The 20,321-nt window shown below is 69.0% G+C and carries 23 protein-coding genes; 15 read left to right on the plus strand and 8 right to left on the minus strand.

Going from position 1 to position 20,321, the window contains the following annotated elements; genetic code table 11:
• From DMP23_RS00265 to DMP23_RS00305, 9 genes are read left to right on the plus strand one after another with little or no spacing between them, the layout of a single operon-like run.
• Positions 1–495: a hypothetical protein gene (locus DMP23_RS00265; protein ID WP_337819756.1), complete on the plus strand. Its 495-nt coding sequence runs from the start codon at positions 1–3 to the stop codon at positions 493–495.
• 1 nt (position 496) lies between these two features.
• Positions 497–2,587: a phage tail protein gene (locus tag DMP23_RS00270; protein WP_337819757.1), complete on the plus strand. Its 2,091-nt coding sequence runs from the start codon at positions 497–499 to the stop codon at positions 2,585–2,587.
• Positions 2,584–3,990 carry a hypothetical protein gene (locus DMP23_RS00275; RefSeq protein ID WP_337819758.1) on the plus strand — a complete coding sequence of 469 codons (1,407 nt, stop codon included), beginning with the start codon at positions 2,584–2,586 and terminating at the stop codon, positions 3,988–3,990. The genes DMP23_RS00270 and DMP23_RS00275 overlap by 4 nt, the downstream gene beginning before the upstream one ends.
• Positions 3,987–5,132: a DUF5047 domain-containing protein gene (locus DMP23_RS00280; protein ID WP_337819759.1), complete on the plus strand. Its 1,146-nt coding sequence runs from the start codon at positions 3,987–3,989 to the stop codon at positions 5,130–5,132. The genes DMP23_RS00275 and DMP23_RS00280 overlap by 4 nt, the downstream gene beginning before the upstream one ends.
• Positions 5,129–5,821 carry a hypothetical protein gene (locus DMP23_RS00285; RefSeq protein WP_337819760.1) on the plus strand — a complete coding sequence of 231 codons (693 nt, stop codon included), beginning with the start codon at positions 5,129–5,131 and terminating at the stop codon, positions 5,819–5,821. Before DMP23_RS00280 ends, DMP23_RS00285 begins: the two co-directional genes overlap by 4 nt.
• Positions 5,822–5,834: 13 nt before the next feature.
• Positions 5,835–6,413: a hypothetical protein gene (locus tag DMP23_RS00290; protein ID WP_337819761.1), complete on the plus strand. Its 579-nt coding sequence runs from the start codon at positions 5,835–5,837 to the stop codon at positions 6,411–6,413.
• A complete protein-coding gene (locus DMP23_RS00295) occupies positions 6,410–6,658 on the plus strand; it encodes a hypothetical protein (protein ID WP_337819720.1) in 249 nt (82 codons plus the stop codon). The genes DMP23_RS00290 and DMP23_RS00295 overlap by 4 nt, the downstream gene beginning before the upstream one ends.
• Positions 6,659–6,661: 3 nt before the next feature.
• Entirely contained in the window at positions 6,662–7,495 is an 834-nt protein-coding gene (locus DMP23_RS00300) for an N-acetylmuramoyl-L-alanine amidase (protein WP_337819721.1), read from the plus strand.
• Positions 7,492–7,713 carry a hypothetical protein gene (locus DMP23_RS00305; protein WP_337819722.1) on the plus strand — a complete coding sequence of 74 codons (222 nt, stop codon included), beginning with the start codon at positions 7,492–7,494 and terminating at the stop codon, positions 7,711–7,713. The genes DMP23_RS00300 and DMP23_RS00305 overlap by 4 nt, the downstream gene beginning before the upstream one ends.
• Positions 7,714–7,798: 85 nt before the next feature.
• Here DMP23_RS00305 and DMP23_RS00310 read toward each other — a convergent pair whose 3' ends face one another.
• The 3 genes from DMP23_RS00310 to DMP23_RS00320 form a co-directional block, all read right to left on the minus strand.
• A complete protein-coding gene (locus DMP23_RS00310) occupies positions 7,799–8,929 on the minus strand; it encodes a methyltransferase domain-containing protein (protein WP_337819723.1) in 1,131 nt (376 codons plus the stop codon).
• A gap of 134 nt (positions 8,930–9,063) precedes the next feature.
• Positions 9,064–9,480, minus strand: coding sequence for a hypothetical protein (locus DMP23_RS00315; protein ID WP_337819724.1), 417 nt, complete (start codon positions 9,478–9,480; stop codon positions 9,064–9,066).
• Positions 9,477–9,659 carry a hypothetical protein gene (locus DMP23_RS00320; protein ID WP_337819725.1) on the minus strand — a complete coding sequence of 61 codons (183 nt, stop codon included), beginning with the start codon at positions 9,657–9,659 and terminating at the stop codon, positions 9,477–9,479. Before DMP23_RS00320 ends, DMP23_RS00315 begins: the two co-directional genes overlap by 4 nt.
• 186 nt (positions 9,660–9,845) lie before the next feature.
• On the opposite strand from DMP23_RS00320, the gene DMP23_RS00325 reads away from it, so the two are divergent.
• Positions 9,846–11,078, plus strand: coding sequence for a helix-turn-helix transcriptional regulator (locus DMP23_RS00325; RefSeq protein ID WP_337819726.1), 1,233 nt, complete (start codon positions 9,846–9,848; stop codon positions 11,076–11,078).
• 7 nt (positions 11,079–11,085) lie between these two features.
• Here the strand turns inward: DMP23_RS00325 and DMP23_RS00330 are convergent, their stop codons facing one another.
• Positions 11,086–11,700 carry a hypothetical protein gene (locus DMP23_RS00330; protein ID WP_337819762.1) on the minus strand — a complete coding sequence of 205 codons (615 nt, stop codon included), beginning with the start codon at positions 11,698–11,700 and terminating at the stop codon, positions 11,086–11,088.
• On the minus strand, positions 11,697–11,897 hold the full coding sequence (locus tag DMP23_RS00335) for a hypothetical protein (RefSeq protein WP_337819763.1): 201 nt from the start codon (positions 11,895–11,897) through the stop codon (positions 11,697–11,699). Before DMP23_RS00335 ends, DMP23_RS00330 begins: the two co-directional genes overlap by 4 nt.
• Here DMP23_RS00335 and DMP23_RS00340 point away from each other — a divergent pair.
• Both DMP23_RS00340 and DMP23_RS00345 read left to right on the plus strand, forming a co-directional pair.
• Entirely contained in the window at positions 11,882–13,036 is a 1,155-nt protein-coding gene (locus DMP23_RS00340; protein WP_337819764.1) for a WD40/YVTN/BNR-like repeat-containing protein, read from the plus strand. The genes DMP23_RS00335 and DMP23_RS00340 overlap by 16 nt on opposite strands.
• On the plus strand, positions 13,033–13,338 hold the full coding sequence (locus DMP23_RS00345) for a MoaD/ThiS family protein (RefSeq protein WP_275291770.1): 306 nt from the start codon (positions 13,033–13,035) through the stop codon (positions 13,336–13,338). The genes DMP23_RS00340 and DMP23_RS00345 overlap by 4 nt, the downstream gene beginning before the upstream one ends.
• A gap of 365 nt (positions 13,339–13,703) precedes the next feature.
• Here the strand turns inward: DMP23_RS00345 and DMP23_RS00350 are convergent, their stop codons facing one another.
• Both DMP23_RS00350 and DMP23_RS00355 read right to left on the minus strand, forming a co-directional pair.
• Entirely contained in the window at positions 13,704–14,042 is a 339-nt protein-coding gene (locus DMP23_RS00350) for a DUF3140 domain-containing protein (RefSeq protein ID WP_037819851.1), read from the minus strand.
• 5 nt (positions 14,043–14,047) lie between these two features.
• On the minus strand, positions 14,048–14,824 hold the full coding sequence (locus tag DMP23_RS00355) for a FadR/GntR family transcriptional regulator (RefSeq protein WP_337819765.1): 777 nt from the start codon (positions 14,822–14,824) through the stop codon (positions 14,048–14,050).
• 55 nt (positions 14,825–14,879) lie between these two features.
• On the opposite strand from DMP23_RS00355, the gene DMP23_RS00360 reads away from it, so the two are divergent.
• A complete protein-coding gene (locus DMP23_RS00360; RefSeq protein WP_337819766.1) occupies positions 14,880–17,663 on the plus strand; it encodes an FAD-binding and (Fe-S)-binding domain-containing protein in 2,784 nt (927 codons plus the stop codon).
• 9 nt (positions 17,664–17,672) lie between these two features.
• Here DMP23_RS00360 and DMP23_RS00365 read toward each other — a convergent pair whose 3' ends face one another.
• Positions 17,673–18,350: a GntR family transcriptional regulator gene (locus tag DMP23_RS00365; protein WP_337819767.1), complete on the minus strand. Its 678-nt coding sequence runs from the start codon at positions 18,348–18,350 to the stop codon at positions 17,673–17,675.
• 161 nt (positions 18,351–18,511) lie between these two features.
• Between DMP23_RS00365 and DMP23_RS00370 the strand changes: the two genes are divergently transcribed.
• Together DMP23_RS00370 and DMP23_RS00375 are read left to right on the plus strand one after the other, a co-directional pair.
• Positions 18,512–19,387, plus strand: a complete 876-nt coding sequence (locus DMP23_RS00370) for an FAS1-like dehydratase domain-containing protein (RefSeq protein ID WP_337819768.1) — start codon at positions 18,512–18,514, stop codon at positions 19,385–19,387.
• Positions 19,388–19,453: 66 nt separating this feature from the next.
• Positions 19,454–20,266: an enoyl-CoA hydratase/isomerase family protein gene (locus DMP23_RS00375; protein ID WP_337819769.1), complete on the plus strand. Its 813-nt coding sequence runs from the start codon at positions 19,454–19,456 to the stop codon at positions 20,264–20,266.
• The last annotated feature ends 55 nt before the right edge of the window (positions 20,267–20,321 follow it).

The following is a 20,321-nucleotide window of genomic DNA, read 5'->3' on the forward strand; positions in this document are numbered from 1 at the left end:
GTGGCGAAAACCGCATTGGTGGTCAAGCTTCAGCTGACCGGTGCACGCGAAGTTCTGGCAGCGTTCCGCGACCTGCCCAAGGAAGCATCGGACGCGTTGCGGGACGCCTCGCAGAATCTCGCGCGGAAACTCGCGGTGAAGGCCGCGGCGGATGTCGCCGCGCACGGGGGACCGCAGGGCCACCTTGTCGCGCCCACGACGAAGGCCGTGCGCGACCGGGTGCCCGCCATCCAGATCGGCGGCACCAAGCGCGTCGGCCGCCGCCTCGCCCCCGCCTATGGGCTGCTGTTCGGCAGCATCTTCGGGATGAACGGCCGTTCCGGCTGGTATTCCGCGGCTCGCTACGCGGGCTCGACCGGCCGCCAGTACCGGCCGCACCAAGGGCAGGACGCCTACGCGTTCTTCCCGGTCGTCGAGCAGAACCAGGCCGCCATCGCGGCTGAGTGGAACGCAGCGGCGAACGAGATCATCCGCAGCTTCAACAGGGGTGCGTGAGATGGGCGCCGGGGAACGCACCGTTCGTATCAAGTTCGACGGCAGCACCAAGGGCTTGGCGCAAGCGGCAGTCACCGCGCGCGCCGAGCTGGACTTGATGCGGAAGTCACTGGAACGCAACCAAGCTGAGCTCAACCGGCTCGCGGGCGCCGCCGAGGCGTCGAACCAGAAGTTCTCGCAGACGGCGCAGACTATCGAGGACTCCCGGACGCGCTGGCAGCGGTTCGGCTTGGCGCTGTCTGCTGCGGGCAAGCGATTCGCGGCAAGCCGGGACAAGATCGTGTCGGGCACCGCGCCGCTGGTGTCCGGTATCGGCTCTGTCGCGGGCAGCTTCGCCACGATGGCCCGCCAGGCATCGACCGCCGCGGGCGTGCTCAACCTGCTCCCTGTCGCAGTCAACGGGATCGCTGCTGCTGCCGGTGTGCTGCCGCTCGCGGTGGCCGGCGGTTTCGCGCTCGCGGGAGCGATGATCGCGGCGAAGCTCGGCGCGGACGGCGCGAAGGCCGCGTTCAAGCAGCTCGACCCGCAGCTGAACACGTTGAAGTCTGGCGTGTCGGCGAGCTTCAAGGACGCGCTGCTGCCCGCGGTGCACAACCTGCAAACGCTGCTCCCGAAGACAGAGACCGGGTTCCGGTCCGTCGCGACGGCGATGGGCGGCGTCGTTACGAAGGTCACCTCGTACCTCGCGACGGCCAAGGGCACGGCGCAGGTGAACCAGATCCTCGACGGCACGTCGCGGCTGATTCAGAACCTCGGGTCGTTCTTCGCGCCGGTGATCGCGGCGTTCCTGCAAATCGGCGCGGTCGCGATGCCGATCCTCGTGCAGCTCACCGGCGGACTCGGCGCGGCAGGCGAGCGGTTCCGTGCGTTTGTCCAGCAGGCGGCCGAGTCCGGCCAGTTGCAGGAATGGAGCCGCAGCGCGATCGCCGGGTTCCAGTCGTTCTTCGCTGTGATCAAGGACCTCGCCGCGATCTTCAACGCGGTCGTCGGCGCGATCATGGACGCGGGCGGCGGCCTCGGCGGGTTCCTCGGGCCGCTGATCAAGACCGTGCGCGAGTTCCTTGAGTCCGCGCAGGGACACGACACCCTCGTCGCGTTCTTCGAGTCGCTCAACTCGGTGGCGGGCTCGGTGTCCAAAGTGGTCGGTGCGCTGCTCGCGGCGATCGCCCCCGCGATTCCGCCGCTGGCGGCCGCGTTCGCGAGCCTCGCGAGCACGCTGTCGACCATGCTGGTTCCGGTCATCCAATTCCTGGCGCCGGTCCTGCAAAACATCGCGAACTTCATCGCGCAAAACACCAGCTGGATTGCACCGCTGGTCGTCGCGCTCGGGCTCTGGGCCGCAGCTCAATGGGTGCTGAACGCCGCAATGGACGCGAACCCGATCGGGCTCGTCATCATCGCGATTGGCGCGCTGATCGCGATCGTTGCCACGATCATCACCTACTGGGAGCCCATCAAGACGTTTTTCGTCGACCTCTGGAACACCGTCAAGGATGCCGTTGCCGCTGCGGCGCAATGGATCTGGCAACGGCTGGTCGACGCGTGGAACTTCATCAAGGGCGTGTGGAGCGGCGTCGGCGATTTCTTCGCAGGGCTTTGGGAAGGCGTCAAGCAACGAGCCTCGACCATCTGGGAATTCATCAAGGGCGTTTTCTCGGGCGCTTGGGATCGGATCAAATCCGTGTGGTCCGGCGTCGGCGATTTCTTCGCCGGTGTCTGGCGCGGCATCACCAATGGCCTGAAGGCTGCGCTTAACTGGGCGATCGACCGCATCAACGACGCGACCGGAATCATCAGCCGTGCGTGGACGTGGACCGGCGCGCCGGGCATTCCGAAGATCCCGCACTTGGCTAAGGGCGGGACGGCGCTGGCCGGGCGGATGCACCTGGTCGGCGAGCGCGGCCCGGAGCTGTTCATCCCCGGGCAGACCGGCCGCGTGGTGAGCAATCAGCAGACGTTCGGCGGGCCGCAGGTGATCGAGCTGACGCTCGACCTCGGCGCGGGCATCACGGAGCGGATGCGGCTCGCCATCGACCAGAACACCGGACAGGTGCGGCGGCTTGCCGGTGCCGGAACGGGGAGCATGCGATGACGACCACCGCAACCTACCTCGACGACCTGTCGCGCGTGCGCATCGCGTTCGACGGGTTCCCGTCCTCGGTCGACTACGCGCTCGTCGAGCGCTCAACGGACGGCATCACGTGGTCGACCGTGCGCGGCGGCGACGCGGTAGCCGTTACCGCCGGTGCGGGGCACGTGGACGACTACGAGTTCGCCGCTGGGGTGCTCAACACCTACCGGGTGTCCGGTGTGGACTCCGGGCCGATCATCGGCGTACCGGCCGCCGGTGCCGCGGCTTCGGCGAACAACGCGGCGGTCGTGCCCGCACTGCCTGCCGGGGTGGTCGAGGGCGATCTGCTGCTGTGCTACGCGGTCGCCCGCAAGACCGGGTTCAGTCCCACGCTCGTGCCCCCGGCCGGGTGGACAAGGCTGTCCGACTACGGCGACCTCATCTTCTACGGCAAGCGCGCCGGCGCGGCCGAGACCGCGCCGACCGTAGGGATCACGGGCGGCGCGGCAGGGGTGGACGTGATCGCACAGGTCATGGCGTTCCACAACGCGGATTTGCCGCAGACCTCGACCAACGTCGTGGGCACGACCGCGCAGAACATCACCCTGCCCGTGATCAGCAGCCCGCCCGCGTCATCGCTGAACCTGTGGCTGGCCAAAAAGGACAGCTCGTGGACCTCGGCGGCGCCGTCGACCACGTACGCCACGATCGGCGCGACCAGCTCGGCGCTCGGATCTGGCGCGGCGACGTACTGGGACTACACGGTCCAGGGACCGAGCCCGGTGCTCGTGCCCGCGCGCACCCTGACCGTCACGGGCGGCACGAGCGCGGCGAACGTCGGGATCGCCTACACCATCGTGAAGGCCCCGTACGTCACCCGCCAGACCGCGGCGATCACGCCGGTCCTGGACTCCGCGTGGATCAAGAACCCGCAGCGGCCGAGCCTGAACCGGAAGGTCACCGTCTCCGGGATCTCCGACATCACCCGGCCGACGCGCACCAACGCGATCGAGGTGGTCGGCCGGACGCTGCCGGTCGCGATCAGCGACGTGCAGGGCTCGCGTCGGCTAACGCTCACGGTGATGACGCGCACGCTCGCCGAGGCCGCCGACTTCGACCAGGCGTTCGCGTCCGGCCTGCCGGTGTTCTTGCAGGCGCCCGAGCTGACCGCGGTCGTCCCGACGCTGTACGCGTCCGTCGGCGAGGTGACGTTGCGGCGGGGCCAGTCCGTGCGCGCGCCGCGCCGGTTCTTTGACCTGCCGCTCACCGAGTGCGCGGCTCCGGCGTCCACTGTGTACGGCGACACCTACACGTGGTCTGACGTGATCTCGGACTACGCCACGTGGGCCGACGTGGTCGCCGACGTGGCGACGTGGTCCAACCTGATTGACAAGGTCTCCGACGCCGAGGTGGTCGTGCCATGAGGCCAGTGAGTGCGACCTTCCTCAACTCGGTCCGCGGCTCGCACCGCATGATCGCCCGCGCCCGGCTGGTCGCGCCCGGCCAGACCGGCACGACACCGGCCGGGCTCGCGATCCCCGGCGGCGACCCGAAAGGGTTGCTGCCCATCATCGGCGGCGACGTGACCACCGACATGACCGCCGACGTGCAATCCACGCTCGCGCTCACCACCGTCTACCCGTGGCCGGCGGATCCGTTCGCAGCGGGCACCCCGTACGGGCAAGAGGTCTACGTCGAGCGCGGCATCGAGTACGGCCTCGGCACCCGCGAATGGGTGGGGCTCGGCTACTTCCGGCTCGATGACGTGAGCCAAGACCAAGCCCCGAACGGGCCGATCGCACTCGCCGCGTCGGACCGGATGGCGCAAATCCGCGACGCCCGAAACATCTCGCCGCAGACCTTCGCAGCGAGCGGCGGGTCGGTCGGCGCCTGCATAGACACCGTGGTGCAGCAGGCGCTCCCCGGCGCGGTCACCGACTACGGGACGTGGGACGCGTACGGGACGTGGTTCGCAACCTCGCACGTGATGGGCGACGACCGGTTGCCGTTCCTGCAAGACCTGCTCGCCGCGTACGGGATGTACGCGTATTTCGACTACCGCGGCGTATACACGGTCCGGCCGGTCCCGGACGTGACCACGACGAGTCCGGTGTGGACGATCAACGCCGGGCGCAACGGCGTGCTCACCGAGATGAAGCGGAAGATTTCCCGCGACGCGGTGTACAACGTCGTCGTCGCGCGCGGCGAGCCGGTCGGCGAACTGCCCCCGGTGCAAGGAATCGCCTACGACAACAACCCCGCCTCGCCGACCTACGCGCTCGGCCCGTTCGGCGTGGTGCCCACCTACTACAGCTCGTCGTTCATGACCACGGTCTCGCAGTGCGAAGGCGCAGCCCGCGCGCAGCTGGCCAAGGCCACCGGCCTGCCCTACTCGGTCAGCCTCGGCAGCGTGCCGAACCCCGCGTTGGAAGGCTGGGATGTCGTGACGGTGGACAACGGCACCGACAACCCGGAAACACACGTGCTGGACCGGATCACCTACGGCCTCACCCCCGACAGCTCGATGGGCATGGACACCCGCAAGCAATATTTGGAGGCAGCATGATCGCCGGAAGCGACGGCGCGCTGCTCGCCGCGCTCATCGCCGAGGCCGGCCGCGGCCCGTCCGGCAGCGAAGACCTGTCCAACTACACCGGGCAGATTGTTGCGTGGGACGCGATCTCGGGCACGAACGTGGTGCACGTCAACGGCGGCGACATCCCGAACATGCGCGTCATCCAGTCCGGAATCGGTCTCTCGTACCAGGTCGGCGACGTCGTGAACATCAGCCGCCGCGGGACGCAATGGTTCATCAACGGCAAAGTCGGCGCGCCCGGCGCGGGCGCGGGCAACCAGATTCAGTCCGCCGACGTACCGGCGAACGAGACAACCACCTCGACCGGGTTCACCGACCTCGCCACCGTCGGCCCGTCCGTGACCCTCACTATCGGATCGTCTCGGCGCGCCCTCGTCAGCATCTCTGCCTACCTTTCCCTTGCCTCGAACGACAACAACTATGCCGGGGGCGTGATGGGGTTCGTGGTTTCCGGGGCCAGTTCGATCGGCGTGTCGAGGACAATCGCCGCCGATATCGCGGCGGGCGGCCTCGGGGTGTCGATCGGCCGAACGATGCTGTTCACAGCCGCCGACGGGCTCAACCCCGGCGTGAACACGTTTACGTGCAAGTACAAAGCAGACACGTCGTTCTATCCGGCGACGATCGGCAGTCGCAACATCACCGTCATTCCCTTCTGAGGAGGAACCCGGAATGCCTTTCACCACACCGATCTACGGGTTCCGTTACCCGGCGCTCACCGAACCGCCGAACGGCCCGGACCAGGTCAAGAACCTTGCTCTGGACGTGGAATCGAAGTTCGCCGTCAACGACGCCAAGGGCTATGCGCTCGGCATCGTGGCGCAGACGGTGTACACCGCAGACGGCGCGTCGGGCAGCGGGACGGAGACGGCCGCCGACTCGCAGACGTTCACGCTCGACGTCAGCCGGCAGTACGAGTTCGAGTGGCAGGGCTGTGTCACCGCCACTGCGGCAAACCCGTACATGAACTTCACGTTCCGCATCGCGAACGGAGCGTCTGCCAGCACGAGCAGCCCCCTCGTCCGCACCTACCTCCTTCCGGTCTGGGGCAGCAGCAAGTTCCACTACGCGCAGCTGACGTGCCCGGTGAAGGGCAGCTTCCTGGCGGGGCTGGGTCTGGCCAACGGTCAGGCGACGGTCCGGGTGTGCGCCTACATCACCGCCGGGAACGGCGGCGGCAGCTGGGCAATCAGGGGGGCGGCCGACGACGCGCGCCAGTTCACCGTGAGGGACGCGGGGACCAACCGATGAGCGCCGACGATCGCCGCGGAGCAGACGGCGTCACCATCACCAACCGGGAGATCTACGACCAGGTGCTACAGACCAAAGCGCTCACTGAACAGCTGGTGCAGAAAATCGACGCAATCGAAACCCGCGACCGCGACCACGAAACCCGAATCCGTTCCCTGGAACGAAAAGTGTGGATGGCTCTCGGCGGCGGGACTGCGCTCGGCGGTGCCGCGGGCGCACTCGCAACGTTCATCCTCGGAGGTTGACCCATGATGCTGACCACGCTCGCCGACATCGCGCGGTCCGCGGGGCTGCGCGTCGTCGAGCAGTCCGGTTGGAAGACCCGCGGGCACGGCCAGATGTCCGGCGTCCGCGCCGTCGTCTGCCACCACACCGCAGGCCCGGCCACGGGCACCGCGCCCTCGCTCGGCGTCGTTCAGAACGGCCGCGCCGACCTCGCCGGTCCGCTCGCGCACTACGTGCTCGGCCGCGACGGCACCGTGTACGTCGTCGCCGCCGGGCTGTGCTGGCACGCCGGCGCGGTGCTCAATTCGTCGTGGGGCAACGCCTACGCCATCGGGATCGAGGCCGAGGCGACCGGCGTAGACGACTGGCCCGACGACCAGATCGACGCCTACGCCCGTCTCTGCCGCGCGCTGTGCGCGGCGTTCGATCTGCCGGTCTCGGCCGTGCTCGGCCACAAGGAGGTGTGCTCGCCGCGCGGCCGGAAGAGCGACCCCAACTTCGACATGAGCGGGTTCCGCGCCCGCGTCACCGCCGCCAACAACAACACCACTGGAGGTTTCCTCATGCAGCTCACCGACACCCAGCAGCAGCAGCTCTACACGTGGGTCAAGGGCCTGTACACCGACGCCTCGGAAACGTGGCTCGCCAACGGGAAAGGCTCGCTGACGCAGGGCAAGGCAATCGCCCAGATCTACGCCGACATGAAGTGGATGGCCTCCATCGTGGCCAACACGCCCGACCTCAACGGCGACGGCAAGCAGGGTGACGTGTCGCTGGTCAACTTCCGCCAGTGGCTCGTGGACACGCTCAAGGGCGTGGACGCCAAGCTCGCCGAGCTGAAGCCGGTCGCGCAGTGACCGCCCCGGAGCAGCCGAGCCGCGTCGACACCGAGCCGGTGAGCATCGCCGAGGCGGTGCGCCTGGTCCTCGTCGCCGTCGTCGCCATCGGCTGGTGGGTGATCCCGGACCAGACCATCAACGTGATCGTGTCCGCGGTCGGCGCGATCCTGTCCGTCGTGAGCAGCGTGCTCGTCCGTCGCCGCGTCGTGCCGGTCGCCAAGCTCGACCAGGACTAGCCCGGAGCATGGAACCGCCCCGCCGCGCTACCGAGGGAGGTGGCTGCGCGGCGGGGCGGGGCTGTGCAGGCGAAAACTGGCCTGACTACCGGAGCGTGATGCTCTGGCTTTCGCGGGTGATGGTCCATTTCCAGTCCGTAATGGACGGTCGACCTTGGCTGTGCCACCAGCGGCGCGCGGCGAGTGCTTCCGACCAGAGCTTTCGGATGCCTGCCTGCCGGACGTGGTATCGGCCGTCGGCGGTCGCGCAGACCGATGCCCACGAATGTGTTACGGGATCGCGGAACCACGCCTCGTCGCCGTGCTCTCGTTTCCGGATTCCTGCGCGGCATCCGGGCATCGCAACGGCCAGCGCCCACCGCGCCGAGGGCTCGTCCAATAGCGGCCACGGCGCAACAGCGGTGCTGTACTCGGAGATCTTGGCCCCTTGCGTGTCCCATTCCGGGAGTTCGTCCGGGACGTCCGGCGAGCGGCGAGTGCGGGACTCCATGAACGCCACGCCCATTGGCAGCGTTTCGCCGGTCGCGGTGCCGTCGTCGTGGACGGTGAAACGCACGAGCGGCCCGGCGGCGAGGTCTCCGCGGACCGGAGCGAGGATGATGCCGCCGGGCCGAGTCTGCTCTACCCACGCGTACGGCACGTGCCCCAGGTGCACGGCCGCGGTAGCGATGACGCGGTCGAACGGGCCGTCGTCGCTGGAGCCGAGGCCCCCGTCTTGGGCCAGGACCGTGGTGTTCACACAGTCGAAGTCGAGCAGCGCGGTTTCGGCCCACTCGGCTAGCTGAGCGTCGATCTCCATCGTCGTGACCTTGCCGCCCGCGCCGACCAGCTCGGCGAGCAGCGCGGCGTTGTAGCCGGTGCCGGTGCCGATTTCGAGGACCGACATGCCCGGTTGGACGTCCAGCTCATTGAGCATCCCGAGCACGACCGAGGGTTGCGAGGCCGAGCAGGTGGGGTAGTCGCCAGCTTCCGGCCATTCGGTGCGGCCGTCGTCGTACTGGACCACGATGGAGACATCCGAGTAGACGGCGCTGCGCCAGGTCTCGGGATCCGCTCGGCGGTCGATGGGTACGCGCTTGACCCATCCGCGAGTGGGGATGAAGTGCTCGCGCGGAACAGCTTCGAGCAGCGGGCCGAGGCCGGACGGCAGGTTGTCCGTCCGGCCCAGCTCCGCCACCAGGGCGCGCACGCCCGCGTGGGTGGAGGAATCCGTCACTTGTCGGTGCCGCTTTCTGTCGTGTGGCCGTCGGAACCCTTGCCGAGGTGATCGGTCTTGGAGTCGTCGTCACCCTTGTCGTGCTTGCCATCGGCGAAAGACGCCATGCTCATTGTTGCCTCCATCTGTCGGTTCTACTGTCGCCGCGCTCGTTTCGGCGCGGGGTCTTGGACAAGGCCGGTCGGCCGGATCGTGACCGGGCGGCCGATGTCGGCGGGCACGCCGGAGCCGGGTGCCGGCCGGAGGACTTGAAATGGCGCGTCCGCCGACCCCGGCGGGCTGATCGTGAGCACGGCCCGCATCGTCCACACCGGGTCGGCGCCGTACTGCCAGGACACCACCGTTGGCCGGAAAACGTCGGTGCCGGGGAACCGCGGCGTCCGGTACGCGGTCGCGCTTTCCTCGCTGCGGATGATGAGCACGTCCGTGCACGTCAGCCACTCGAAGGTCGCGGCGAACAGCGTCGGCGAGTCTGACCTGCCGAAGAGGTAGAGCGTCCACTTGTGGTAGCGCAGCTCCCGGAAGAGGTCATGGAGGGAAAGCCCGGTCATCGGGTCCGCGCCTCCTCGACCAACCGGCAGGCAATCCGCTGCCGCCGCTGGCGCTTCTGCCGCTGCCGTGCATGCTTGAACTTCGACGCCCATTTGATAGCCACTCCGATCACGTACGCGGCAACGGCTATGGCTGCGACCTCGGCGACCAGCGCCACGCCGAGCATCCCGATATCCACGTCGTCACCTTCTCCCCAGTCCGGTGGTAGGGCTGGCCCGAACACCTCGGATGACCTTGCGGCGTGCTCGGCGGCTTGACCAGGAAGCAGTCCGGCAAGGACCGGCAACCAACCGGCAACGGGTACGCTTGACCAGCGGTTACGTTGTGGGCAGAAGTGATCAAACGTCGCACGATTGGACTACGCATGACGGTGGGGCGGCCGGGACTGCGGCGGGCGCGCGAAGCGATCGGCATCACGCAAGAGCAGCTGGCAGAGCGCGTCGAGGTTTCCGAGCGGACCGTGCGCTACTGGGAAAGCGGAGCATCGTCTCCGGCGCTGCACGTCCGGCCGCGGCTCGCGCGCGAGCTGGAGATCTCGCGCGCCGAGCTCGAAGCGCACATCAACGGCGACAGCGACCGGTTTTCGCCCGAGCCGCCGCCGAGCGCGTCGGCGCTGCGACCGGTCGGCAGCAACGCCGAGGACGACGAGGCAGCCGCGCTGGAGCTGTCGCAACGCGTCGCGGCGAGCGACGTCGGCAACGCGACGCTGTGCCAGTTGGAGGCCATCGTGGACGACGTCGCGATCGCCTACGCGACCACCTCGCCGTCACTGCTGGCACCACGGATCCGCGGGTACATCGACTACGTTTCCCGGCTCATGGACTCCCGGATGACGCTGTCCGAGCACCGGCGATTGCTCGTCGTCGGCGGTTGGCTCTCGCTGCTTTCCGCGACAGTGAACATCGATCTCAACCGAACCGCGGCGGCGCGCGCGAGGCTCCGCAACGCGCACGATTTCGCCAGAGACGCGGGCCACGACGAGATTCGCGCGTGGGGGTACGAGACGGAGGCATGGCACCTTCTCACGGAGAAGGACTATGTCGGCGCGCTCGACCTGTCTCGGCGGGCGCAGGCATTCGCGCCGCGCGGAAGCTCGATCGAGATCCAGGCGTCCGCGCAGGAAGGGCGCGCGCTGGCGCGGCTCGGCGACCGCCGCGAGATGTACACCGTGCTGAGCCGGGTCGCCACGCTCGTGTCGCCGCTGAAGGTGCCAGACCGGCCGGAGCACCACTACCGGTACGACCCAAACAAGTCCGTTGCCTACATGGCCACGACGCTGGCGTGGGCTGGCGACCCGGCCGCCGAGACCTTCGCGCGCGAGATCATCAAACGGCTTGAACGCCAGACCCCGGACGGCAAATGGCCGCGGCGCGTCGCCTCGGCGAACCTCGACCTGGCGCTAGCGCTGATCTCGACGGACCGGCTCGACGAAGCGGTCGGCGCGACGCATTCTGCGCTGGCGTCCGGCCGCGTGGTCCCCTCGAACTACTGGCGAGCCGAGGAAGTGGTGGACCAGGTCGAGGCGCGCAAGATGAGCGAAGCGCGAGATCTGCGCGACGCATACGAAGAGATGCGGCACTCCGGCACGTCGCGCTGAGCTAGCGCTACCTCTCCGTCCGGCCGAGCAGTGACCGCGCGGACGCTAGCTCGGAGTCGGTGCAGCCAAAACCGCGGTCCCTGAGATAGGGCGTGAACGTCGAGCCCAGCAGTTTCGAGCCGCAGTCGGCGACGGGCTCAAGGCCGTCGCCGTACGCCTGGATGGTGCGGTGGCCGTACTTCGACCATTGGCGTGTGTGCATCCACTCGTGGTTGACCACGTCGACCATGAGATTGCACGGGGTCCGCGGTGACACGCGCACCTGCATGGTGCCGTACAGGTCGACCAGCCCCCACAGGCCCTTATACGGCGGCTCGGCGATGGTCCAGGTGAAGCCGCTGCGGCCGAGCTGGTCGAGCTGCCGGTTCATCACCGCGGCGCGGTCGCACGTCACCTGGTCGCGATCGGCCGGCGTCAAGGCGGCCGATCGCGCGGCCGGGTCGACCGGCGGTGAGAAGCTGGTCAGCCCGAATGCGACGACGAGGATCGCCAGCAGGGTCGAGACCGCTCGGGAAGTGAGGGACCTCGGTCTGTCGGAGTCGCCCCCCACGATGCCCCCTTCTGCGCGGTACACAGAGGGATCGCGACGCCCGCGAGGTCTGTTACACACGAGGGCGGTCATCGGCTCTCGGTGCCTTCCGCGCGCCGCCGGTAGCCGCGGCTCCAGTCAAGCGGGCCCGCGACGCCGTCGAGCGCGGCAATGAATGAACGGGTGCACGCCGGGCACAGGTCTTCCGAGGTGATCCACCCCTCTGCCATGCTCTCGATGCAGCTCGACAGTGCGGACCCCTTCGGGGTCTGGCATGCAGGGATGGTCATGGGCTCGCTCACCTCGCGACGACGTAGCGCTGAGTACGTCTTCAAGGAAAGCGCCGAAGGGCGCGTTCATCCTCACCTCGGACGAGGGCCGCACGCGCTGGGAGGTCGACGGGCCGCACTTCGGCGGCTGGGAGGTCTACCACCTCGCCGGCTCGCCCGCGGATCCCGACCGGCTGTACGCGTCGCAGTCCACGTCGTGGTTCGGTCAGCTGATCCAGCGTTCCGACGACGGCGGGAAGACCTGGAACCAGGTCGACCACGACTTCGCCTACGAGGGCGGGTCGGGCGACCACCTCTGGTACGACGGAACGCCGAAACCGTGGGAGTTCACGCGGATCTGGCACCTGGAACCGTCGCTGACCGACCCGGACACGGTCTACGCGGGAGCGCAGGACGCCGCGCTGTACCGCAGCACCGACGGCGGGAAGAGCTGGCGCGAGCTCACCGGGCTGCGCAAGCACACGTCCGGACCGGGCTGGCAGCCGGGCGCGGGCGGGCTGTGCCTGCACACGATCATCCTCGACCCGCAGAACTCGAAGCGGATGTTCGCCGCGATCTCCGCCGCGGGCGCGTTCCGCAGCGACGACAGCGGCGAAACCTGGCAGCCGATCAACCGCGGCCTGCACTCCGACGGCATCCCGGACCCGGACGCCGAGGTCGGGCACTGCGTGCACCGGATCGCCCTGCACCCGTCCCGGCCGGACGTGCTGTTCATGCAGAAGCACTGGGACGTCATGCGCTCGGACGACGCGGGCGAGAACTGGCGGGAGATCAGCGGCAACCTGCCGAGCGACTTCGGCTTCCCGATCGCAGTGCACCCGCACGAACCGGAAACGGTGTACGTGGTCCCGATCCACAGCGATTCCGAGCACTACCCGCCGGAGGGCAAGCTGCGCGTGTACCGCAGCCGCACCGGCGGCAACGAATGGGAGCCGCTCACCGCGGGCCTGCCGCAGGAGAACTGCTACGTGAACATCCTGCGCGACGCGATGGCCGTCGACACCTGCGACGAGGCAGGCATCTACTTCGGCACCACCGGCGGACAGGTCTACGCGTCGAACAACGCGGGCGACAGCTGGACCCCGATCGTGCGCGACCTGCCCGCGGTGTGCTCGGTCGAGGTGCAAACCCTGCGATGACCACCGTCGTTCGCGTCAAGCTGCCCACTCACCTGCGCCGCCTGGCGAAGGTCGAAGGCGAAATCCAGCTGCCGGTAGAAGACCCGCCGACGCGAGACGCCCTGCTGGACGCGCTGGAACACGCGTACCCGCAACTGCGCGGCACGGTCCGCGACACGACCACCGGCAAACGCCGGGCGTTCGTGCGGTTCTTCGCGTGCGAGGAAGACCTGTCGAACACCGCCCCGGACACCGCCCTGCCCGCCCCGGTCCTCTCCGGAGCCGAACCGTTCCTCATCATCGGAGCCATGGCAGGCGGCTGACCACGAACCACCGGCCGAGGGGAAGAACCCCAGGCCTCGGTGCGTCCCGGGGGCGCACCGAGGCCAGGGGCTCACGCGTGCTGTGCCGGATTTCCCGCTGCCGGGCGGCCTTCGCGGGCCGGGGCCGCCGGGCAGGGCAGACACGCGCTCCCTGGCCGGAGCCGCTCGCTTCAAGACCGAGCGCCGTCACACCAAACAGCTCAAGACGCAGCGCAGTCACACCAAGCAACGACTCGAGGGAACCGCTCCCCCGATACCGATCGCCGCCGACGCCTGAGCTGACGAACGCCGGGCGGCTCGCCGGAGCCCGGCCAGCGAAACCGTCACGGCACCTGACCCCGGCAGCCGTCCGCGGCGGAGCCAGATCAGCTCCGCACCGGCTTCACCGGGTCGTGCCCCAGCGACATCAACCCTTGCCGCCATCCCGCGTCCCCCGCTACGGGTTCCAGGTCGTCGCGGCGCGAGGCGTGCACTCGGTCCACCACGTCGCGCATCACCTCGACGTCGTTGTCGTTCACGTCCGACTTGCGTTTGCCCAGGATCGACAGCACCTTCCGGCCGGTCGCGGGGCCCGCCCGGTCCGGCAGGGGTTCGGTTTCCGGGCCCGCCTCCCGGGTGCGCAGCCAGTCGGCCAGCTCTCGCGAGGTCATGTTCACCACCCGGTGGAATTCCGTCCACAGTTCTTCGTCCACGTGCGTGGCCATTTCGATCACCTCCCGGCGTCGCGAGTCTGGTTACCCGGACGGCGCGCAGGCAAACCCGGCAGCGTCGAGTCCACATAGGACCGCGCGCGGGCGGCGATTCGTGCCAGTGCGGCATGTCCTGGCTCCGGCGTGCCCGACCGGACGCCTTCCGCGATCGCCCGGTGGTCCTCCCACGACCGGGTGAGATCGCCGTGTTCGGCGAGTTCTTCGCGGAGCCGGTCGGCCATCAGGCGGCGCAGCGGGAGGCGGATCGCGAGCATGCTGCGCAGCAGGATCCGGTTGTGCGCGGCTTCCGCCAGCGCGACGTGGAACTCGGCATCGGCTTCCAGGAAACGGTCACGGTCGGTCAGCGCCGCCGCCATCCGGTCGACCAGGTCCGTCAAGACCGCCAGCTCGGCGGCGGTCCGGCGGCGGGCGGCCAGTGCGATGATGGTCGCTTCGATCGACTCCCGCGCTTCGACCAGCTCGCGGTACTCGGCTGCGTCCGAAGCACCCAGCTGCCACGGCACGAAACTGCTGCTCTCGGGTTCCAGCACGAACGTGCCGACCCCCTGGCGCGTCTCGACCCAGCCGCGCGCCTGCAGCGTCCTGATTGCTTCCCGGACGGTCAGCATCGACACCCCGGCGGAGGCCGCGAAGTGACGCAGCGATGGCAGGACGGTCCCGGGAGGCCATTCGCCGCCGAGGATTTTCCGGGTCATCTCCTCGACCAGCGAGTCCACCACGCTCACCCGCCGCACCCGGGCCAGTTCCGGCGGCGGTCCCCTCCGTCCCGAGGTCATCGGGCCAGCGTACGGATTGACGACACTGTTTCAAACACCTAAATTCAGCACTGGGATGCCCACCGAAACTGACCTGCTCGCCGACCTCCGCGCGAACGTGCGCGGCGAGGCGCACGCCAACGTCCGCCGCCGCGCCGAGTACTCCACCGACGCGTCCAATTACCGCGTCGTCCCGCAGGTCGTCGTGCTGCCGAGGGACACCGGCGACGTCCTCGCGACTCTCGAAATAGCCCGCCGCCACGGCGTTCCGCTGACCAGTCGCGGCGGGGGCACGTCGGTCGCGGGCAACGCGATCGGGCCGGGCGTGGTGATCGACTTTTCGCGGCATCTCAACCGCATTGTCGACTTGGATCCCCGGGCGCGGGCCGCGGTCGTCCAGCCTGGCGTGATCCTCGCCGACCTTCAGCGCGCCGCCGCGCCGCACGGACTGCGCTTCGGACCCGACCCGTCCACGCACGCCCGCGCGACTCTCGGCGGCATGATCGGCAACAACGCCTGCGGTCCGCACGCGATCGTGTACGGCCGGACCGCGGACAACGTTCGCGAACTCAGCGTGGTCGACGGCATCGGACGCCAGTTCACCGCTGGCCCTTCCGACGCGGTGCCGGGCCTCACCGAGCTGATCGACACCCGGCTCAGCCTGCTGCGCACCGAGTTCGGCCGGTTCAGCCGTCAGGTGTCCGGCTACTCGCTCGAGCACCTGCTGCCGGAGAACGGCCGGTCGCTCGCCCGCGCGCTGGTCGGCACCGAAGGCACCCTGGCGGTCACCCTGGAAGCGACCGTCGATCTGGTCGACATCTCCCCCGCGCGGCTGCTGGTCGTGCTCGGCTACCCGGACATGGCGACCGCCGGCGACGTCGTGCCCGGGCTGCTCCCGCACCGGCCGCTGGCTGTCGAAGGGCTCGACGCGCGGCTGGTCGACCTGGTGCGCAACCACCGCGGCACCGTGCCCGCGCTCCCGGACGGCGCCGGCTGGCTGATGATCGAGGTCGGCGGCGAGACGGAAGCCGAGGCCCGGCACAACGCCGAACGCCTGGTCAAAGACTCCCAGGCGCTCGACCACGTCGTGCTGGCGCAAGGTGCCGAGGCCGCCGCGATGTGGCGGATCCGCGAGGACGGGGCCGGGCTCGCTGGCCGGACCCCGACCGGCGAGCAGGCGTGGCCCGGATGGGAGGATGCCGCGGTCCCGCCCGAACGGCTCGGCGCGTACCTGCGGGATTTCGACGCTCTCCTGGACGAATTCGGCCTCGAAGGACTCCCCTACGGCCACTTCGGCGACGGCTGCGTGCACGTCCGGCTCGGCCTGCCGCTCGAACGCGACGCGTCGGTGTTCCGCGCGTTCATGACCGCCGCCGCGAAACTGGTCGTCGGCTACGGCGGTTCGTTCTCCGGCGAGCACGGCGACGGCCGGGCGCGCGGCGAACTGCTGCCGCAGATGTACTCGGCGGAAACGATCGAACTGTTCGGCGCGGTCAAGAATCTCTTCGATCCCGGCGATCTGCTCAACCCGGGCGTCGTCGTCCGGCCCCATCCGCTCGACGCCGATCTCCGCCGCCCGCAAGCACATCCGCTCCCGGTCGTCGCGGGCGGATTCTCCTTCGCGCACGACGGCGGCGACTTCACCCGCGCCGTGCACCGGTGCGTCGGAGTCGGGAAATGCCGTGCGGACAACCGCACGGCAGGCGGTTTCATGTGTCCGTCCTATCTCGCCACTCGCGACGAAAAGGACAGCACGCGCGGTCGTGCCCGGGTCTTGCAGGAGGTCGCGAACGGTTCGCTGGTCTCCGGATGGTCGGACGACGCGGTGCACGAATCGCTCGACCTTTGCCTGTCGTGCAAGGCATGCAGCAGCGACTGCCCGGCCGGAGTGGACCTGGCGCAGTACAAATCCGAAGCCCTGCACCGGAAATACCGGAACCGGCTCCGTCCGGTCTCGCATTACACGCTGGGCCGGTTGCCGGACTGGATCCGCCTGCTGCACCGAATCCCCGTGCTCGGCCCGCTCGTCGTGAACGCCCTGATGTCGATCCGGCCCGTCGAGAAGGTCCTGTTAGCACTGTCCGGAGTGGACACACGACGTCGCGCACCGCGGTTCGCCCGTCGCTCGTTCACCCGATCCCGGCGCAGGATCCGCGAGCAGGGGCCGGAAGTGGTGCTATGGGCGGATTCCTTTTCGGACGGCATGGACACCGATGTCGCCGAATCCGTCGCGGCGGTGCTCGCCGATGCCGGATACCGCGTGCTCGTCCCGCCGCGGCGTCCGTGTTGCGGGCTGACCTGGATCACCACCGGCCAACTCGACACTGCCCGCCGGAAGCTCCGCGACCTCGTGCACACGCTGCGCCCGTACGCCCAGGCCGGACTGCCGATCGTCGGCGTCGAACCGTCGTGCACCGCCGTCCTGCGGTCCGATCTGCTCGACTTGTTCCCCGATGATCCGGACGCCGCAACGGTTTCCGGCGCGGTCACCACGCTCGCGGAACTTCTCGCCAAGACAGAAGGCTGGCAAGCGCCTGACCTGTCCGGCGTCACAGTGGTGGCGCAGCCGCATTGCCACCAGCATTCGGTGATGGGCTTCGAGGCCGACCGAGCCCTGCTCGCGGCGACCGGCGCGGAACTGCGCACTCTCGCCGGATGCTGCGGTCTGGCCGGGAACTTCGGCATGGAACGCGGCCACTACGACGTTTCCGTTGCCGTCGCGGAGAATGCGCTGCTTCCGGCGCTCCGCGAAAACCCGGACGCCGTGTTCCTTGCCGACGGTTTCTCCTGCCGCACCCAAGCCGATCAGCTGGCCGGCGTGCGCGGTGTCCACTTGGCACAGTTGCTCAAGCGACGCTGACACCTGAGGTCAGCTGTCCCAGAATCCTTGGCGTTCCAGCAAAGCGACCGCGCGCTCGCCGCCGTCCGAGAAGTGCTTCTCCACAATGGACCGTGCCCGCGATGCCGAGCGAGCACTGAGCGCGTTCAGGATCTTCCGGTGGTCTTCGTGCGCCTTGCCGGGCCAGTCCTCGTGCGCCTCGTAGAACCCGTGCGACACCGTTTTCGCCAGGATGCCCAGGATCGAGACCAGCCGGCGGGAATCGGCGGCGTAGTTGATCCTGCGGTGGAACTCGAAGTTCAGCCGTTCCTGTTCGGCCCGGTCCACTCCGGACTCCATCCGGTCCGCGAGATCGTGCAAGGCCTGCAAGCTTTCCGGCGACAGATTCTTCGCCGCCCGCTCGGCGGCCAGACCGGAGACGAGACCGAACACGCGGTAATGGTCGCGGATGTCGTCGCGCGTCATCCGCGCGACGAACGCGCCCCGGCGGGCGATGTGTTCCACCACGCCCTCGTGGTCGAGCGTGATCAGCGCCTCCCGGATCGGCAGCTTGCTGATGCCGAGCTCGTCCGCCAGCGCCTCCTGGTCGATCTTCTCCCCGGCGCGCAGCTGGCCGGAGAAGACCCGTCGCCGGATCTCGTGCGCGGCCAGCGCTTTCAGGTTCGCCGGGCCGCCGCGGCGCGGTCCCGCGCCCGTGGTGTCGGGCATCGCCTCAGCCTCCCCCTCCGGCGAACGTCTTCCGGATAAAGTATTACATAAGCCCTTCTGCTCGACGCCTCCTCGTCCCTGCTGTTCGAGCGGGTTGCCCGCGGCATTCCTGATAACGTGTTCAGCCGACGGCCCCGCCCGAGACAGGATCCGAGGAACCCATGTCCGAACCGGAAGCCTGGGAACCGTACGCCCGCACCAGCGAAGAAGTCGTCGAACCCGGCCCGGTCGCCGCGTTGGCCGCGCTCTTCGACAACGGGCTCCCCGCGCCGCGCGAAGGCGACGAGCTGCCGCCGCTGTGGCATTGGGTCGCGCTCCCGCGCTGGCCGGTGTCGTCGCGGCTCGGCCTCGACGGTCATCCTGTGCGCGACGATTTCCTGCCGCCGGTGGACCTGCCGCGGCGGATGTTCGCCGGCGGCGAGGTCGTCGTCCACCGTGCGCCGAAGGTCGGCGAGACGGTGCGCCGACGCTCCATTGTGGACTCGGTCACCGAAAAATCCGGCCGGTCCGGGAAATTGGTGATCGTCCAGGTGCGCACGGAACTGTCCGGATTGGACGGAACGCCGTACGTCGAAGAGCGCCAGGACATGCTCCACCGCGAAGCCGGGCCGTCCTCGTCGCCCGCGGTGCCGGAAACCGGCGCCGCCTTGGAACCGGCAGGGTCGCCGTTCCGCCGGACCGACGGGCAAACCTGGGAATTCGTCACCGATCCGACGCTGCTCATGCGGTTTTCCGCGGCCACCGCGAACGCACACCGCATCCACTACGACTGGCCGTACGCGACGCGGGTGGAGGGCTATCCCGGCCTCGTCGTGCACGGGCCGCTGATGTCGCTCGCGCTCGCCGAGGTGCTGCGCCTCGACTCCCCTGTCTCTCGGGTCCGCCGGATCAGCCACCGCAACCAGGCGCCGCTGTTCTGCGGCCAGCCCGCGCAGCTGCGGGTCAGCCCCGGCACCCGTTCGGTCGCGCTCGACCTGCTCGGCCCGTCCGGCCCGAGCACCAGCCTCGCCGTCGAACTGGACGAGGAAGGCGCCTGATCTGGCGGCGGCGTCCGCACCGATGGCATGGTGGCGCAGGTGTTCCGGACGACGGAGGGAAGCTGAATGAGCCGCTATGCGCAGTTCGAGAACCTGCGGGTCGACGGGCCGGACGAGGACGGCGTCATCGAACTCGTCCTGGACGCGCCGCACCTCAACGCGGTCAGCGATGCCGCGCACGGTGAACTCGCCGACATCTGGCGCGAGTTCGACCGCGATCCGGAGGTGAAGGCCGTCCTGCTGCGCGGCGAGGGCAAGGGGTTCTCCGCGGGCGGATCATTCGACCTGGTCGAGAAGCTGGCGAACGACTTCGAGGCCCGGTCGCGCACCATGCGCGAGGCGCGGGACCTGGTCTACAACGTCATCGACTGCTCCAAGCCGACCGTCTCCGCGATCCACGGCCCGGCCGTCGGAGCTGGTCTGGTGGCCGGGTTGCTCTCGGACATCTCAGTGGCCGCCGCCAACGCGAAGATCATCGACGGCCACACGCGGCTCGGCGTCGCGGCGGGCGACCACGCGGCGGTGTGCTGGCCGCTGCTGTGCGGGATGGCGAAGGCCAAGTACTACCTGATGACCTGCCGTCCGATGACTGGTGCCGAGGCGGAACGGATCGGGCTCGTGTCGCTGTGCGTCGAAGAAGAGGACGGGCTGCTGCCGACCGCGCGGGAGATCGCGCACGAGCTGGCCAACGGCGCGCCGAACGCGATCCGCGGGACCAAGCAGAGCCTCAACCTCTGGTACCGGCAGCTCGCGGGCGCCATCTTCGACTCCTCGCTGGCGCTGGAGTTCTACGGTTTCGCCGGTCCCGAGGTCCGCGAAGGCCTCGCCTCGCACCGCGAACGCCGCAAGCCGGACTTCACCCGGGTGCACGAGTCCTAAGTAGACGGTCTGCCGCGGAAACTTCGGCCCGCACCGAACGGTCCCCGCGGCACGA

This window comes from Amycolatopsis sp. A1MSW2902 (genome assembly GCF_017312175.1).
Lineage (GTDB): Bacteria > Actinomycetota > Actinomycetes > Mycobacteriales > Pseudonocardiaceae > Amycolatopsis > Amycolatopsis nivea.

Bases quoted from the DNA above. Each gene is read 5' to 3' on its own strand.
- DMP23_RS00330 (WP_337819762.1), bottom strand. From the start codon at position 11,700: ATGACCGCCCTCGTGTGTAACAGACCTCGCGGGCGTCGCGATCCCTCT.
- DMP23_RS00325 (WP_337819726.1), top strand. From the start codon at position 9,846: ATGACGGTGGGGCGGCCGGGACTGCGGCGGGCGCGCGAAGCGATCGGC.
- DMP23_RS00350 (WP_037819851.1), bottom strand. From the start codon at position 14,042: ATGGCCACGCACGTGGACGAAGAACTGTGGACGGAATTCCACCGGGTG.
- DMP23_RS00290 (WP_337819761.1), top strand. From the start codon at position 5,835: ATGCCTTTCACCACACCGATCTACGGGTTCCGTTACCCGGCGCTCACC.
- DMP23_RS00275 (WP_337819758.1), top strand. From the start codon at position 2,584: ATGACGACCACCGCAACCTACCTCGACGACCTGTCGCGCGTGCGCATC.
- DMP23_RS00295 (WP_337819720.1), top strand. From the start codon at position 6,410: ATGAGCGCCGACGATCGCCGCGGAGCAGACGGCGTCACCATCACCAAC.
- DMP23_RS00315 (WP_337819724.1), bottom strand. From the start codon at position 9,480: ATGACCGGGCTTTCCCTCCATGACCTCTTCCGGGAGCTGCGCTACCAC.
- DMP23_RS00270 (WP_337819757.1), top strand. From the start codon at position 497: ATGGGCGCCGGGGAACGCACCGTTCGTATCAAGTTCGACGGCAGCACC.
- DMP23_RS00335 (WP_337819763.1), bottom strand. From the start codon at position 11,897: ATGACCATCCCTGCATGCCAGACCCCGAAGGGGTCCGCACTGTCGAGC.
- DMP23_RS00375 (WP_337819769.1), top strand. From the start codon at position 19,454: ATGAGCCGCTATGCGCAGTTCGAGAACCTGCGGGTCGACGGGCCGGAC.
- DMP23_RS00370 (WP_337819768.1), top strand. From the start codon at position 18,512: ATGTCCGAACCGGAAGCCTGGGAACCGTACGCCCGCACCAGCGAAGAA.
- DMP23_RS00355 (WP_337819765.1), bottom strand. From the start codon at position 14,824: ATGACCTCGGGACGGAGGGGACCGCCGCCGGAACTGGCCCGGGTGCGG.
- DMP23_RS00285 (WP_337819760.1), top strand. From the start codon at position 5,129: ATGATCGCCGGAAGCGACGGCGCGCTGCTCGCCGCGCTCATCGCCGAG.
- DMP23_RS00340 (WP_337819764.1), top strand. From the start codon at position 11,882: ATGCAGGGATGGTCATGGGCTCGCTCACCTCGCGACGACGTAGCGCTG.
- DMP23_RS00345 (WP_275291770.1), top strand. From the start codon at position 13,033: ATGACCACCGTCGTTCGCGTCAAGCTGCCCACTCACCTGCGCCGCCTG.
- DMP23_RS00360 (WP_337819766.1), top strand. From the start codon at position 14,880: ATGCCCACCGAAACTGACCTGCTCGCCGACCTCCGCGCGAACGTGCGC.
- DMP23_RS00280 (WP_337819759.1), top strand. From the start codon at position 3,987: ATGAGGCCAGTGAGTGCGACCTTCCTCAACTCGGTCCGCGGCTCGCAC.
- DMP23_RS00365 (WP_337819767.1), bottom strand. From the start codon at position 18,350: ATGCCCGACACCACGGGCGCGGGACCGCGCCGCGGCGGCCCGGCGAAC.
- DMP23_RS00300 (WP_337819721.1), top strand. From the start codon at position 6,662: ATGATGCTGACCACGCTCGCCGACATCGCGCGGTCCGCGGGGCTGCGC.